We start from the raw sequence: 15520 nt of genomic DNA, 5'->3' as shown, positions 1-15520 counted from the left end.
GGACAGTATGCCCGCCGCAAACGCGCGGCGGGCATACTACTTGCCTAGGAAGCGTTGAACCCATTTCGGCAGCTGGCCAAGTAGACTCGGCGTCAATGGAGGGTGCTGAATGAACGACCTGGTTGATACCACCGAGATGTACCTGCGGACCATCTACGACCTCGAAGAAGAGGGCGTCACGCCGCTGCGTGCCAGGATCGCCGAACGGCTCGACCAGAGCGGGCCGACCGTCAGCCAAACCGTCTCCCGGATGGAGCGCGACGGTTTGCTCCACGTGGCCGGCGACCGGCACCTAGAACTCACCGACAAGGGCAGGTCCCTGGCCATCGCCGTGATGCGCAAGCACCGCCTCGCCGAGCGACTGCTGGTCGACGTCATCGGGTTGCCGTGGGAGGAAGTGCACGCCGAGGCATGTCGGTGGGAACACGTGATGAGCGACGATGTCGAGCGCCGGCTGGTGAAGGTGCTCAACAACCCGACCACTTCCCCGTTCGGCAACCCGATTCCCGGTTTGGTGGACCTGGGATTGGGTCCTGATTCCGGCGCCGAAGACGTCAACCTGGTGCGGCTGACCGAGTTGCCGGCCGGATCGCCGGTCGCCGTCGTCGTCCGCCAGCTGACCGAGCACGTGCAGGGCGACATCGATCTGATCACGCGGCTCAAGGACGCCGGCGTGGTGCCCAACGCGCGCGTCACCGTCGAAACCGGGGCCGTGGGGGTCACCATCCTGATACCCGGGCACGAGAACGTCACCCTGCCGAACGAGATGGCACACGCGGTCAAGGTCGAGAAGGTCTGACTCGGCTCGCGACGACGCGGCCGGTGACGGCCGCTGAGGAGTGGGGCCATCCCGCCAAGCCCTAGCCCGCGCAGCGGCCGAAAACCCGCTGTGGCGGCAGTTGCACGCCGAGTCGCTTGGCCAGCCGGTAACCGGTCGCCGCGAGTTCACGGATCTGCTCCGGTCGCAGACCGGACTGCAGCGCCGTATCCAGCATGCCCGCCATCCGATGGTCCGGATCGCACCGCAACGCCGCCTCCAGTGACACCCCGGCCAGCGGGCCGTCGCCGCGAACGTACGCACTGAACGCCAGCAACACCAACGCCTCGACGCGCCACGGCGCCGGCAGGGTGCGGGCCAGCGACGCCCACAACGTCTCGGCTTCAACGGCCTTCTCGCCGACCGCCAGGGCGTACAACGTATCGCGCACCGCCACGTCGTGCAGCGCACAGCCCAGCGCGACCAGTTCGGTGTCCGACAGTGATCGCCCGCCGCCGACGCGGCCGGCCGCGGCCAACGCGGCCTCCACATCGCGGCGGCCGCAACCCGCCGGATCCGCTCGATGCGCCTGCGCGCGCACGGCCGCCTGCCGGGTCAGGACACCGGCCAGCGCGGCACTGCGGGCCGGATCCTCGACGGCCACCACGGCCTGCAGGTCGGCGCGACGCGAATAGAGCCGCCGGCCTTCCAGCACGGCCGCGGCGGCCAGCGGTGACGCCGACGGATCGTCGACCGTGCCGCACGAGCCGCAGCCGTCGACGCAATGCCAGCGTCCGCCGCGGGCCACCCGGTCCACCACATGTGCCGCCCACAGCTCAATGTTGTGCTCCGACAACACCTCTGCCAGCATCGCGCACAGCTGCCGGTACTCCTCGTTGCATTGCGGACAGTGGGCGCCGTCCTCGTCGACGATCACGGCTATCGCGGCCTCGGGCGCCGCCGCGGCGGCAACCTCGACAAGGTGTCCGACCCGGTCGGCAAGTTCGGCGCAGAGGTCGACCCGCATCACCGCGCCGAGTTCGCCACGGTCCAACGACACCAAGACCAATGAATTCTCCGGAACGAAGCCAAGAACGGCGGGTAGCGCGGCGATCAGCGCGCCGGGGCGGTTCAGTTCGAAATCGGGTGAATGCGGTGTCATGAGGCCCAACGCTGATGGCCGCCACCGTCAGACTGCGCTCGCGCACCCCAGTCGGGCCCATCGTCTGTGGAGAAAGTCTCGACTGTGGGCTCTATCGTCTATCGCATGGGATCGATGCAGGAATACGACATGGTCGTGATCGGCTCGGGGCCCGGCGGCCAGAAGGCCGCCATCGCCTCGGCCAAGCTCGGCAAATCCGTCGCGATCATTGAGCGCGGCCAAATGCTGGGCGGCGTGTGCGTCCAAACCGGCACCATTCCGTCGAAGACGTTGCGCGAAGCGGTGCTCTACCTCACCGGGATGAGCCAACGGGAGCTCTACGGCGCAAGCTACCGCGTCAAAGAAAAGATCACCCCGGCCGACCTGCTCGCCCGCACCCAGCACGTGATCGGCAAGGAAGTCGACGTCGTGCGCAACCAATTGATGCGCAACCGGATCGACCTGCTGATCGGGCACGGCCGGTTCATCGACCCGCACACCATCGAGATCGAAGACCCGTCCCGACGCGAAAAGCTAACCATCAGCGGCAAATACGTCGTGATCGCCACCGGCACCAGGCCGGCACGGCCGTCCGGGGTGGAGTTCGACGAAGACCGAGTGCTCGACTCCGACGGGATCCTCGACCTCAAGACACTGCCCACCTCGATGGTCGTCGTCGGCGCCGGCGTGATCGGCATCGAGTACGCGTCGATGTTCGCCGCGCTGGGCACCAAGGTCACCGTCGTGGAAAAGCGCAGGGACATGCTCGACTTCTGCGATCCCGAGGTCATCGAGGCACTCAAGTTCCACCTGCGCGACCTGGCGGTGACGTTCCGGTTCGGCGAGGAGGTGACCGCGGTCGACGTCGGCGCCGCGGGCACCGTCACGACCCTGGCCAGCGGCAAGCAGATTCCCGCCGAGACGGTGATGTATTCCGCCGGGCGGCAAGGACAGACCGACCACCTCGATCTGCACAACGCCGAGCTGGAGGCCGATAACCGCGGCCGGATCTTCGTCGACGACTATTTCCAGACCAAGGTGCCCCACATCTACGCCGTCGGCGACGTCATCGGCTTTCCCGCACTGGCCGCCACCTCGATGGAGCAGGGGCGGCTGGCCGCCTACCACGCGTTCGGCGAAGCGTGCGAAGGCATCACCGACCTGCAGCCGATCGGCATCTATTCCATTCCCGAGGTCTCCTACGTCGGCGCCACAGAGGTGGAGCTGACCAAGGACTCGATCCCCTACGAGGTGGGCATGGCCCGCTACCGGGAGCTGGCCCGCGGCCAAATCGCCGGCGACTCCTACGGCATGCTCAAACTGCTGGTGTCCACCGACGACCTCAAGCTGCTCGGGGTGCACATCTTCGGCACCAGCGCGACCGAGATGGTGCACATCGGGCAGGCGGTGATGGGATGCGGCGGCACCGTCGAATATCTGGTCGACGCGGTGTTCAACTACCCGACGTTCTCCGAGGCTTACAAGGTGGCCGCACTCGACGTGATGAACAAGGTGCGCGCGCTCAACCAATTCCGCCGCTGACGTCAGCGGCGATCGCGGGCGCGGCGACGCCGGGCGAATGGGGCACCTGCCGCTTGCGGGAGGCTCGCCCCCATCGGGTCTAGCAGGTGTCGTCCAAGTCGACCGGCACCGTATCGCCCGGGCCACCGGCCTCGGCGCGGGCCAGTAGCTCGGTGATGTGTTCGTCGAACGGTGCGGAGTAGGACACGTTCTCGGCGCATCCCCCGCGTTCGAGTCCACCGATCAGGCCGACGACGGTGGTGCCGCTGACCCACGGCGCGCCGCTGGTGCCGCCGACGAGCCCTTGGCAGACCAGTGAGGGAAATCCGCCGTCGGTCACCGCGGTGCTGCCCTGGCAGCCGATCGGCGAGCCGCCCACGCCGCTCGGATACCCGACGACGGTGACGTGACTGCTGGGCGGCGGGGCCATGCCCAGGGTCAGCGCCAATCCCGCGCGCGACTCCACCGAACCACCGTGGTCGCTGTTGACCCGCGCGATTGCGTAGTCGGCGTGCGGATCTTTGCTGGCCACCCAGCGCGGATCCAAATAGACGTTGTCGGCCGTCCAGAGATCCGGGGGCGCCCCATCACCGGACAGACCGGGCACGAAAGTGATCTGGGCAGCTCCGGCCAGGCAGTGCGCGGCGGTCAGCACCAGGTTGCCGGCCGTGGAATGCAGCACCGAGCCCGTGCACACATGCTGGGCGCTGCCGTCCAAAAAAATTGCTCCCACCCGCCGGTCCGGATCCACCGGCTCCGCAACCGCGCCCGGCTCGGGCTGGCTGAGGCGCTGCACCGAGTTGCTCGTTTTCGGTGCCGGCGTTCCGGTAGGTACCGAGACGTGCAGCACCGGGCGACCGCACGACGCCAGTAACGTCGCGAGGCCGACAATCGGGCAGAGCAGCAGCATCGGGACGCGCATCGATTTCCATCATGCCCGACCACGCCGATGGAAGCTGAATTCGACGCATCGCGCTGCCGCTGTAGATTTCTGGGAGATCCGGTGCCCCCGGAATTGTTCCGTCCGGATTACGTTCGAGCGTCATCCTGTTTCGATTATGGGTGCCTATAAATTCGGGGGACACTGGTTAAGGCACCCTGGAGAGACCCCCGGGAGGAGGCAAAACCCGATGTCCAACGAGCACAACGACGACGACCTGTACTACCAGCCGGGACAACCCGGCATGTACGAGCTGGAGTTTCCGGCGCCCCAGTTGGTGACATCGGACGGCCGCGGCCCGGTGCTGGTGCACGCTTTGGAAGGCTTCTCGGACGCCGGCCACGCGATACGACTGGCCGCTACCCACCTGAAAGCGGCCCTGGACACCGAGCTGGTCGCGTCGTTCGCGATCGACGAGCTGCTGGACTACCGGTCGCGCCGGCCGATGATGACGTTCAAGACCGATCACTTCACCAACTACGACGACCCGGAGCTGAGCCTGTATGCGATGCGCGACAGCATCGGCACCCCATTCCTGTTACTGGCCGGCATGGAACCGGATCTCAAGTGGGAGCGGTTCATCACGGCGGTGCGCCTGCTGGCCGAGCGGCTGGGCGTGCGGCAGACCATCGGCCTGGGCACCGTCCCGATGGCGGTGCCGCACACACGTCCCATCACCCTGACCGCGCACTCCAACAACCGCGAGTTGATCACCGATTTTCAGCCGTGGATCTCCGAGATCCAGGTCCCCGGCAGCGCGTCCAACCTGCTGGAGTACCGGATGGCTCAGCACGGGCACGAGGTGGTCGGTTTCACCGTCCACGTCCCGCATTACCTGACGCAGACCGACTACCCCGCCGGTGCCCAGGCGTTGCTCGAGCAGGTGGCCAAGACCGGCTCGCTGGAGCTACCGCTGGCCGCGCTGACCGAGGCAGCGGCCGAGATCCGGGCCAAGATCGACGAGCAGGTCGAGGCGAGTGCCGAGGTCGCTCAAGTGGTGGCTGCACTCGAGCGCCAGTACGATGCCTTCATCGACGCTCAGGAGAACAGGTCGTTACTAACGCACGACGAAGACCTGCCTAGCGGCGACGAGCTTGGCGCCGAGTTCGAGCGATTCCTAGCCCAGCAGGCCGAGAAGAAGCGCGACGACGACGACCCGGCTTAAACGTCCAAGGGGGCGCGACAACAAGGGTGACGAGATGACTGAGCGCAAGCGCAAGAGCAATCTTCGCCCGGTGCGGGAAGTGACTACCCCCCGGCTCGAGTTCCGCACCATCCACGGGTACAAACGAGCGTTCCGCATTGCCGGCTCCGGGCCGGCCATTCTGTTGATTCACGGCATCGGCGACAACTCCACGACGTGGAATACCGTGCAGGCCAAGCTCGCTCAGCGGTTCACGGTGATCGCCCCCGACCTGCTGGGGCACGGGCAATCCGACAAACCCCGCGCCGACTACTCGGTGGCCGGCTATGCCAACGGGATGCGTGACTTGCTGTCCGTGCTCGATATCGAGCGCGTGACGATCGTCGGTCATTCACTCGGCGGCGGGGTGGCGATGCAATTCGCTTATCAGTTCCCGCATCTGGTCGAGCGGCTGATCCTGGTCGCCGCGGGCGGTGTCACCAAGGACGTCAACGTCGCCTTCCGGTTGGCCTCGCTACCGATCGGGACGGAGGCGTTGGCGCTGCTGCGGCTGCCCCTGGTGCTGCCGGCAGTTCAGCTGGCGGGACGGCTCGCGGGCCTGGCCATCGGATCGACCGGTTTGGGCCGCGATCTGCCTAATGTGCTGCGCATCCTGGACGACTTGCCGGAGCCGACGGCCTCATCGGCATTCAGCCGGACACTGCGGGCAGTGGTGGATTGGCGCGGGCAGATCGTCACCTTCCTGGATCGATGTTATTTGACCCAGGCCATCCCGGTGCAGATCGTCTGGGGGACCAAGGATGCGGTGGTCCCCGTCCGTCATGCCTGGATGGCACACGCCGCGATGCCCGGCTCGCGGCTGGAGATCTTTCAGGGCTCCGGTCACTTTCCGTTCCACGAAGACCCGGCTCGCTTCATCGACGTCCTGCAGCGCTTCATCGACACCACCGCGCCCGCCGAATACGATCAGGCCGCGCTTCGTGAATTACTGCGCACCGGCAGGGGCGAACGCACGGTCACGGGCTCGGCCGATACGCGCGACGCGGTGTTCAACGCGATCGGCTCGGACGAGCGCAGCGCTACTTAGATAATTGCGTTGACCCGGGCCGTACAGTCGGGACATGGGTATCGATGTGACGGTGTTGCGGGTCTTCACCGACCGCGACGGCAGATTCGGCAATCCGTTGGGCGTCGTCGAGGCCAACCAGGTCGCTCCCGCCGATCGCCAACAGTTGACCACCCAATTGGGTTACAGCGAAACGATATTCGTCGATCTGCCGGCCGCCGGCTCAACCACCACGCAAGCCACCATCTACACGCCACGCACCGAGCTTCCGTTCGCCGGGCACCCGACCGTCGGCCTGTCGTGGTGGCTGCGGGAGAACGGCACGCCGATCAACACGCTCGCGGTCCCGGCCGGCATCGTGCAGGTGCACTACGACGGCGATCTGGTGGGCGTCACCGCGCGCGCCGACTGGGGCCCTGAATTCGCAATTCACGAATTCGATTCCGTTGACCAGCTTCTCGCGGCCGAGCCCAGCAACTTCCCCGACGACAGCGCGCACTACCTGTGGGCCTGGATCGACCAGTCCACCGGTTCGTTGCGCTCCCGGACGTTCGTCACGAATCTCGGTGTGCCCGAAGACGAAGCGACCGGCTCCGCCGCGCTCCGGATAACCGAACATCTCAGCCGCGACCTGAGCATCACTCAGGGCAACGGGTCGAGGCTGGAAACCGTGTGGAGTTCCGATGGCTGGGCGCGCGTCGCCGGCCGCGTCGTCAACGACGGTGTGACACAACTGAACTGAGCGGCGGCCTCAGGATTTTCGCTGCAACACCGCGGTGAGATGATGCTGCAGGGGTTGCCCGACCGCGCCCATCCGCACCGAGTACGACAGCCGGCCGCCGTCGATGCGGAAGGAACGGCCAAGCGCGGACACTTCTTTGGCGGTCGGAGTCAGTCCGACCGACGTGGTGGCCAACTCGATTTCGATGACATCGCCGGTCACTTCATAGGAGCCGACCTCGATTTCGGTGACGCCGCTGGGGTGCGCCAGCACCAGCTCGACGTGACCGGGCTCCGGCACCCGCAGATAGCCGGTCTCGGCATGCAGCGGTTTGCCGTCGGCTACCCCTTTGGTCTTTTGCGCGTAAGCCAGAAACGGTTTGCCCACATGGGAAAACACCACTTCCTCGAGATACTCGAAGGGCTGGATCGTCGGGTACTCGCCCGCGCCACGACCGGCCCAGGTGCCGAGCAGCGGCGCGAGCGCCGCGAGATCGGGATGCAAGTCGCCAGGCATGCCGTCAGCCCGGTGTCGATACTTTGCGATGCTTGCGAAGCGCCGCGATCTCGCGCTCGAAATCGTCGGCCGAAGAAAAGGACCGGTATACCGACGCGAAGCGCAGGTAAGCCACCTCGTCCAGGTCACGCAACGGGCCGAGGATCGCCAGGCCGACCTCGTGACTGGGCACTTCCGGCGAACCGGCCGCACGCACCGTATCTTCCACCTGCTGGGCCAGCAGATTCAGCGCGTCCTCGTCCACCTGACGGCCCTGGCACGCCCGGCGAACGCCCTTGATGACCTTTTCGCGGCTGAACGGCTCCGTGACGCCGCTGCGCTTGACCACGGCCAGGACCGCGGTTTCTACCGTGGTGAAGCGCCGCCCGCACTCCGGGCACGACCGACGCCGCCGAATGGCTTGGCCTTCATCGGTTTCCCGCGAGTCGATCACCCGGGAATCGGGATGGCGGCAGAACGGACAATGCATGACCGCTCCTTCGCTGTGCCGGCATCTCGCGGAACACTCCGAGCGTACCTGGGCACGACCGCGCCGGGCCAATGCAGCCGCGACACGCGTGGTGATACCGGAGGATGAACTGAGGAGCCTTGGCGTAGAGCGGTTTTCGCCATCACCGGCGCGGCGTCAGCCGACCGGCGCGATCAGCGTCTGACCCGCGGCCAGCGCCGGCGAGCTCAGGTTGTTCAGTTCGCGGATACGGTCGGCGACCGCGCGGACCGGGGCTTCCGGGGCCACCCGGTGCGCCACGTCCTGTAGCGATTCGCCCGGCTCGACCTTTACCACGGACAGCCGGTCCGGCACGGGAGCGGCCGCCGCGGCGGAGTCGCCGTTGGCGATCTGACCGAGATTCGCAACCAGGCCCAGCCAGAGGGTGATGATCCCGGCCATCAGGGCCAGACCGATCGTCGTCCCGACCGTCGCCGGGCGCCGGCGGTGCGGCGCGGCCGACATCGCGACGCCGGTGCCCCGGTAGCGCATCGGAGTCCCGGCCGGGCGTGACTGCCCGGCGCGGCGCGACCGCAGTGCGCGTTCCTGGTCATAACGAGGCCGTCCGACCAGCCCGTCGCTCGGGCGCCGCACGTTGTTGGTCCGCGGTGAGACTGTGTGCATGAGCGTCATGTGCGTTCCTCCGGTCAACTAATCCTCGCTCGTGCGTTCGACCCTATCGCTCGTGTGTTCGAAATCCGAACATTTGAGCGAAGCGTGTCGCACGAGCAAAACGCTAGACCATGCCACCGACAACTTGTCCCGGTCGCTATCGATGCCATAAAGCACAAGTACCCGGTCTTTTCGAGAGTTACACCATTGTTATTCGCAGAGTGCCGCGAATCACTTCTCCGGGCCGCCCCAGGTGCGACACGCCAGTCGAACACATGTTTGATTCTTGGATTCAGGCGGGCTACATTCAGTGCCATGAGCGACAGCAACGACACCTCAGCAGCCGGACCGGACGGCCGGTTGCACGCCGTGGATTCATCGCTTACCCAGCGGCAACGCACCATCTTGAACGTCATCCGCGAGTCGGTGACCACCCGCGGATACCCGCCGAGCATCAGGGAGATCGGCGACGCGGTCGGCCTGACGTCGACATCCTCGGTGGCTCACCAATTGCGCACCCTCGAGCGCAAGGGATTCCTGCGCCGCGACCCGAACCGTCCCCGGGCCGTCGACGTCCGCGGCGCCGACGAAATGGTGGTGGCAGCGCCGGCCACCGAGGTCGCCGGGTCCGACGCCTTGCCGGAACCCACGTACGTCCCCGTGCTTGGGCGCATCGCGGCCGGTGGACCGATCCTGGCCGAAGAAGCCGTCGAGGATGTCTTCCCGCTCCCCCGCGAGCTGGTCGGCGAGGGCACGCTGTTTCTGCTCAAGGTGGTCGGCGACTCGATGGTCGAGGCGGCGATCTGCGACGGCGACTGGGTGGTGGTGCGGCAGCAGAACGTCGCCGACAATGGCGACATCGTCGCGGCCATGCTCGACGGTGAGGCCACCGTCAAGACGTTCAAACGCGCGGGCGGTCAGGTCTGGCTGATGCCGCACAACCCCGCGTTCGATCCCATCCCGGGCAATGAGGCGACCGTGCTCGGCAAGGTCGTCACGGTGATCCGCAAGGTATAGCGCCGAGCGGACCGGCGTTCAGTCTGCCTTGATGAAGCCGTTGACCAGCGCGGCTTCCTCGCTGGAGAACCAGATTTCGGCCAGCGTGTCGTGGTAGAGGTCGCTATCCGGCGTGTAGTACAAACCGAAGCGGGGGCTGGCCTTGATCGGATAGCCGTCGGGCATCTGGTACGGGTCCTCTAACGGCAAATGGATCGTCGGACGGCCGGATTGCCCTAGTGCGCCGATAGCCGCGGCCGGCGCGAGGTCCGCCTCGTCATCGGTGTCCGCTGCGGCGTGGCGCCCTCCGCCTCTCGGTGCGGCCCCGGACGCGACGCCGAGCGCAGCCGCCAGGCCGGATGCGGCCCCACCCGCGGCGGCAGCACCGGACGCGGCCGCAGCACCCGATGCGGCGTCGCTCGCGGCAGCGAGATCGGGCGGCGTGTGCGGCACGGCGACGTCGGGATAGGCCGCCTCCTCATCGTCGGCTCCGGGGTAACCCGCGTCCGCGTACGCGGCATCCTCGTCGGCGTAATCCAGATAACCGGCCTCGTCGGCGACGGCAGCGTCCGGGTAGGCGGCTTCCGGGCCGGCGGCATCGGTGTAGTCGGCATCGGTGTAGGCGGCATCGGCAAGGGCATCCGGATAACCGGGCACGTCGGCCTCGTCGCGGTAGCCGGCCTGCGGGAGCTCGTCGCCGTACCCGGCCTCGATCAGATCTTCCGCCGACACCACCGGGATGGAATCGGTGTCGACCGAGTCGGGATCCCGCTCGTCGACCCCTAGCTGATCCCACTCCTCCTCGGAAACGGATGCCCGGTGGTCGTACCCCTCGTCGTCGGCCAGCTCGGCGGTTTCGGGTGCGTGCGGCCATCTGGCTCGCGGCACCTCGTTGGCCTCGTGGTGCTCCGGTGCGTTCAGGTCGCTGAATGACAGGTGCTCGGTGGAGGCCTCGGCGTAATCGGGCCCCCAGCGCGGCTCGCCCGTGTCGTCGTAGCCGCCGACATCGACGTCGCGCTCGATGTCGTAGGGCGCCGTCTTACGGCCGGCGCGATGCCGGCGCCACCGCACCGCCACAAACACCGCGAGCAGCACCAAAACCAGCAGCGGGACCAGGGCGAACACGTACCACCAGCTCCAGGTGAACCACTTCTTGGCGTGCGGAGGCATCGCCGTGCTGCTCGGCTGGTTCTGGCCCGACACCTGCAAGCCGGACAACAGCGGGGCCAGGTTGGCCGGGTCGGTGGAGAAGGTGTTCTTTGCCCGATTCCACGAGATCTTGCCGCCGGTGAACTTCTGCGAGATCACGTCGCCGTCGACGGTCTGGTCGCCGAGCGGCGCGCCGAGCTTTCCGGTGGCGCCGCGCAGCTTGTCCCAGGCAGCCTTCATCGCGCCGCGTACGACGAACGCGCCGTGATCTGAGGTCCAGAAGATCACCGGCTTGTCGGCCGCCGAGAACGTGGCGATCCGGCTGTTGGGACTGACGCCGCCGTCGGACTCGTTGGCGGTCGGGAAGCCCAGGTCACTGCTGACCGGGCCACCCAGCGACTCGTACTTCGTCAGAATGTCGCTTTCGATCGCGGCCGCACCGGTTGCCGGGCTGAAGAACACCTTGCCGCCGGCGAAGTTCTGGGCGATGCCGTCGCCACCGATCGGATACTGACCACCCTGCTTGGCGCCCAGCTGACCGCTGGCGCCGCCGGCCGCGCGCCAGGCCATGTTGATGGCCGCGGCGGGATCGATCGCTACCTGCAAGCCTTTCAGCTGATCGGCCAATCCCGCTGGCTCAGTGGTGAATTCCTTGGTCTTGCGGTTCCAGGAAATCTGGCCGGCGCCGAACTTCTGGGTGGACACCTCGCCGTCGTACGTCTCATCCGCGACCGGGGCGCCGAGGACACCGCCCGAGCTGCCGAGCTTGTCCCAGGCGGCGTTCAGCGCGCCGCGCACGACGAACGCCCCATGGTCGGGTGTCCAGAAGATCACCGGCTTGTCGCTGGCCGAGAACGTCGCCACTCGGCTGTCCGGCCCCGCCAGACCGGGAACCTCGTTGATGGTCGGAAAGCCCAGGTCGCTACCGGCCGCACCGCCCAGCATGTCGTACTTATCCAGGATCGGCCCGTAGATGAATCTGGCACCGGTGGCGGTGGTGAAGTACATCTTGCCGCCGTCGAAGTCGCACGCGAAGCCGTCGGCGACGGGGTAGACATCGCCCTTGCGGGCGCCCAGCGGCGAGGTGTCGCCGCCGGCCTTGCTCCACTCCGCCATGATCGCGGCTTCGGCGTCACCGATCGGAGACGCTGAGACGGTAGGTGCCAGTAGCACGATGGCCAACGCTGTGGTCGCCACGCTGATCAGCGCCCGACCGGCGAGCCTGCGCACGTGACCTCTCTTCCCGTTCACCAAGCCTCCCAGCCGACGGATATGCCCTTATGTATGGCCATGCCCGTACCCTGCGGCCCCTGCGCGAGCTTGGTCCCCCAAACGCGCGTTACGAACCCCACCGAGGTTCGTATTATCGCCGAGCTCGCATAACTTTGCTCCAGCGAACAAGAAATACGAAGGCAATTCGCGAATATTACGAAAACGGATACCACTCCGATGTCGAAATGATGCCGGACGACGATCGTGTCGCGACCGGTCCTGCCTCAGAACACACCGGGGGTGGGTGATTCCGCGCTCGACGTGGTCGAAAGGCATGCGCCGACCGTACGCGAAGCGCCGGCTATCCACTCGAGCAAAGAAGCATTTCATGGGCATCGACTATTTTGCCGCAAATCCAAGCAATGACAGCGTAAGCAGAGGAGTTGCGCTTCGTTCGTGTCACCGCCCGCGCGGGCTGCGCGCGGATGTCCACGATTCGTTGTTGCGTGACAGCGAGATTGGTTCACCACCGCCGACGCTAGCCGACGGGGTGCGAGCACGCGGCTAGACCCCGAGGCTGCGCCCGATGATCTCCTTCATGATCTCGGTCGTGCCACCGTAGATGGTCTGCACCCGTGCGTCGAGATAGGCACGCGCGACTGGGTATTCGCGCATGTAGCCGTAACCGCCGTGCAGCTGCAGGCAGCGGTCGATCAGGTGGACCTGCTTCTCGGTGGAATACCACTTGGCCATCGCGGCCTGCTCGGCGGTGAGTTTGCCCTCCAGGTGCAGCGCGATGTAGTTGTCGACCATGATGCGCACCACGGTGGCCTCGGTCGCCAGCTCGGCGAGCACGAAGCGGCTGTTCTGAAAGCTGCCGATCGGCTTGCCAAAGGCCTTGCGCTCCTTGGTGTACTGCAGCGTCTGCTCCAGCACGCTCTCCATCGATGCGGCTGCCATGATGGCGATGTTGATCCGCTCCTGGGGCAGGTTCCGCATCAGGTAGATGAAGCCCTGGCCCTCCTCGCCCAGCAGATTCTCGGCCGGCACGTGCACGTCGGTGAAGGACAGTTCGGCGGTGTCCTGTGCATCCAGGCCGATCTTGTCCAGATGCCGGCCCCGCTCAAAGCCTTCCATGCCGCGTTCCACGACGAGCAGCGAAAACCCTTGAGCGCCTTTGTCCGGATCGGTCTGGGCGACCACGATGACCAGATCGGAGTTGATCCCGTTGGTGATGAACGTCTTTGACCCGTTGAGCACATAGTGATCGCCCTGCCTGACCGCGCGAGTCTTGATGCCCTGCAAGTCGCTGCCGGTTCCCGGCTCGGTCATCGCGATCGCGGTGATCAGTTCCCCGGTGCAGAACTTGGGCAACCAACGCTGTTTCTGCTCCTCGGTCGCCAGCGACAACAGGTACGGCGCCACGATGTCGTTGTGCAAGCCGAACCCGATGCCGTTGTAACGCCCGGCGGCGGTTTCCTCGGTGATGACCGTGTTGTACCGAAAATCGGGATTGCCACCGCCGCCGTATTCTTCGGGCACCGCCATGCCGAGGTAGCCCTGCTTGCCTGCCTCGAGCCAAACGCCCCGATCCACGATCTTCGCCTTGTCCCATTCGTCGTGATACGGGGCGACGTGGCGATCCAGGAAAGCCCGGTAGGACTCGCGGAACAATTCGTGCTCGGGCTCGAACAGGGTGCGCTGGAACTTGACGGCAGTGCTCATCGATGACCTCCGGCGAATGGGATTCTGCCGCCCAACATATACCAACCAGACGGTTGGTAGGCAGACGGCGTCGCGCTCAGCGAGTGGAGAAGTCTCGCAGGCTCGCGGCCAGCGCGACCGGAACCCGGGCCTTGATCCGCGTCCCCTCGGAGTTGTGCTCAGCCTGCTGGACGCGACCGTCGGCGTGCACGCGCGCCACCAGATCACCGCGATCGTAGGGAATCACCACGTCGACCGCGGTGTCGGTCGGAGCCGCGAGCTCCGCCATCCGCCGGCGCAGCGCGTCGATGCCGTCGCCGGTGTGCGCGGAGACGAACACCGCACCGGGCAGCCCGTGCCGCAGCTTGGCCAGCATCAGATCGCTGGCCGCGTCGATCTTGTTCACCACCAGCAGTTCGGGCGGCGGATCGCCCTTATGGTCGGAGACCACCTCGGAGATCACCTGACGCACCGCGTTGATCTGGGCGGGCGGGTTGACGTCGGAACCGTCCACGACGTGCACCAGCAGATCGGCGTCGACGACCTCCTCCAGTGTCGAGCGGAACGCCTCGACCAACTGGGTGGGCAGGTGCCGCACGAATCCGACGGTGTCGGTGATCGTATAACGCCCGGCCGCCCCAAAATCGGGGCCGAATTCGGCGCGCCGGGTGGTGGGCTCCAGGGTGGCGAACAGCGCGTCCTGCACCAGCACCCCGGCCCCGGTCAGCGCGTTGAGCAGGCTGGACTTGCCGGCATTCGTGTAACCGACGATCGCGATGGACGGCAAGGCGGCGTGCAGCCGGCGGCTGCGCTGGGTGTCGCGGGCCTGCTTCATGTCCTTGATCTCGCGGCGCAGCTTGGACATCCGCTCGCGGATGCGGCGCCGGTCGGTCTCGATCTTGGTCTCACCGGGACCACGCAGACCCACACCGCCGCCGCTGCCGCCGGCGCGGCCACCGGCCTGCCGGGACATCGACTCACCCCAGCCGCGCAGCCGGGGCAGCATGTACTCCATCTGAGCCAGCGACACCTGCGCCTTGCCCTCGCGGCTGGTGGCGTGCTGGGCGAAGATGTCGAGGATCAGCGCGGTGCGGTCGATCACCTTGACCTTGACGGCTTTCTCCAGCGCGGTCAGCTGCGCCGGGGACAGCTCGCCGTCGCAGATCACGGTGTCGGCGCCGGTGGCCAGGACCACCTCCCGCAACTCCTGTGCCTTGCCGGAGCCGATATAGGTCGACGGGTCGGGCTTGTCGCGGCGCTGGATGAGCCCTTCGAGCACCTGCGAGCCGGCAGTTTCGGCCAGGGCGGCCAGCTCGGCCAGGCTGGCCTGGTTGTCGGCCGCGCTGCCGTCGGTCCACACCCCCACCAACACGACGCGCTCCAGCCGCAGCTGTCGGTACTCGACCTCGGAGACGTCGGTGAGTTCGGTGGAAAGGCCGGCGACACGCCGCAGCGCCGATCGGTCTTCGAGGGCGAGTTCGCCGACGCTGGGCGTCGAATCTAGCGAGCCCGGGTCGGGCGAATCAGGAAATGTCATAGCCACTTTCGATGGTG

14 protein-coding genes are annotated in these 15520 nt (G+C 66.6%); 6 read left to right on the top strand and 8 right to left on the bottom strand.

Going from position 1 to position 15520, the window contains the following annotated elements:
- Nucleotides 1-109: 109 nt before the first annotated feature.
- Entirely contained in the window at nt 110-799 is a 690-nt protein-coding gene (locus OK015_RS11675; protein WP_268131590.1) for a metal-dependent transcriptional regulator, read from the top strand.
- A 61-nt stretch (nt 800-860) separates the two neighbouring features.
- On the opposite strand, the gene OK015_RS11670 is transcribed toward OK015_RS11675, so the two are convergent.
- Complete coding sequence (locus OK015_RS11670) at nt 861-1919, bottom strand: DUF4192 domain-containing protein (RefSeq protein WP_268131589.1); 1059 nt, start codon at nt 1917-1919, stop codon at nt 861-863.
- Between the two features lie 114 nt (nt 1920-2033).
- Here OK015_RS11670 and sthA point away from each other — a divergent pair, with 114 nt between their 5' ends.
- Nucleotides 2034-3440, top strand: a complete 1407-nt coding sequence (sthA, locus tag OK015_RS11665) for a Si-specific NAD(P)(+) transhydrogenase (protein WP_268132645.1) — start codon at nt 2034-2036, stop codon at nt 3438-3440.
- 79 nt (nt 3441-3519) lie between these two features.
- Here sthA and OK015_RS11660 read toward each other — a convergent pair whose 3' ends face one another.
- Nucleotides 3520-4341, bottom strand: coding sequence for a trypsin-like serine peptidase (locus tag OK015_RS11660; protein ID WP_268131588.1), 822 nt, complete (start codon nt 4339-4341; stop codon nt 3520-3522).
- Nucleotides 4342-4549: 208 nt separating this feature from the next.
- Between OK015_RS11660 and OK015_RS11655 the strand changes: the two genes are divergently transcribed.
- Genes OK015_RS11655 through OK015_RS11645 form a run of 3 tightly spaced genes read left to right on the top strand, consistent with a single transcriptional unit; the run spans nt 4550 to nt 7311 of the window.
- On the top strand, nt 4550-5524 hold the full coding sequence (locus OK015_RS11655) for a proteasome assembly chaperone family protein (protein ID WP_268131586.1): 975 nt from the start codon (nt 4550-4552) through the stop codon (nt 5522-5524).
- A gap of 34 nt (nt 5525-5558) precedes the next feature.
- Entirely contained in the window at nt 5559-6590 is a 1032-nt protein-coding gene (locus OK015_RS11650) for an alpha/beta fold hydrolase (protein WP_268131585.1), read from the top strand.
- A 34-nt stretch (nt 6591-6624) separates the two neighbouring features.
- Nucleotides 6625-7311: a PhzF family phenazine biosynthesis protein gene (locus tag OK015_RS11645; RefSeq protein ID WP_268131584.1), complete on the top strand. Its 687-nt coding sequence runs from the start codon at nt 6625-6627 to the stop codon at nt 7309-7311.
- A 9-nt stretch (nt 7312-7320) separates the two neighbouring features.
- On the opposite strand, the gene OK015_RS11640 is transcribed toward OK015_RS11645, so the two are convergent.
- From OK015_RS11640 to OK015_RS11630, 3 genes are all read right to left on the bottom strand, one after another.
- Nucleotides 7321-7806, bottom strand: a complete 486-nt coding sequence (locus OK015_RS11640; RefSeq protein ID WP_268131583.1) for a peroxynitrite isomerase — start codon at nt 7804-7806, stop codon at nt 7321-7323.
- 4 nt (nt 7807-7810) lie between these two features.
- Nucleotides 7811-8275 (bottom strand): transcriptional regulator NrdR, encoded by a 465-nt coding sequence (gene nrdR, locus OK015_RS11635; protein ID WP_268131581.1) that lies wholly within the window; start codon nt 8273-8275, stop codon nt 7811-7813.
- Between the two features lie 156 nt (nt 8276-8431).
- Nucleotides 8432-8926, bottom strand: a complete 495-nt coding sequence (locus tag OK015_RS11630) for a LysM peptidoglycan-binding domain-containing protein (RefSeq protein WP_268131579.1) — start codon at nt 8924-8926, stop codon at nt 8432-8434.
- A gap of 294 nt (nt 8927-9220) precedes the next feature.
- Between OK015_RS11630 and lexA the strand changes: the two genes are divergently transcribed.
- Nucleotides 9221-9922, top strand: a complete 702-nt coding sequence (gene lexA / locus OK015_RS11625) for a transcriptional repressor LexA (protein ID WP_268131578.1) — start codon at nt 9221-9223, stop codon at nt 9920-9922.
- Between the two features lie 18 nt (nt 9923-9940).
- On the opposite strand, the gene OK015_RS11620 is transcribed toward lexA, so the two are convergent.
- The 3 genes from OK015_RS11620 to hflX all read right to left on the bottom strand — a co-directional run bounded on the left by OK015_RS11620 (nt 9941) and on the right by hflX (nt 15503).
- The gene (locus OK015_RS11620) at nt 9941-12301 is read right to left on the bottom strand and encodes an LGFP repeat-containing protein (RefSeq protein ID WP_268131576.1); all 2361 of its coding nucleotides are present in this window, start codon (nt 12299-12301) and stop codon (nt 9941-9943) included.
- A 525-nt stretch (nt 12302-12826) separates the two neighbouring features.
- A complete protein-coding gene (locus OK015_RS11615) occupies nt 12827-13987 on the bottom strand; it encodes an acyl-CoA dehydrogenase family protein (protein ID WP_268131574.1) in 1161 nt (386 codons plus the stop codon).
- A gap of 76 nt (nt 13988-14063) precedes the next feature.
- Nucleotides 14064-15503, bottom strand: a complete 1440-nt coding sequence (gene hflX, locus OK015_RS11610; protein WP_268131572.1) for a GTPase HflX — start codon at nt 15501-15503, stop codon at nt 14064-14066.
- Nucleotides 15504-15520: the final 17 nt, after the last annotated feature.

The sequence above is a fragment of the Mycobacterium sp. Aquia_216 genome (assembly GCF_026723865.1).
Classification (GTDB): Bacteria; Actinomycetota; Actinomycetes; order Mycobacteriales; family Mycobacteriaceae; genus Mycobacterium.
The sequence above is the reverse complement of the archived record's forward strand: the minus strand, read 5'-3'. Positions and strand labels throughout refer to the sequence as shown.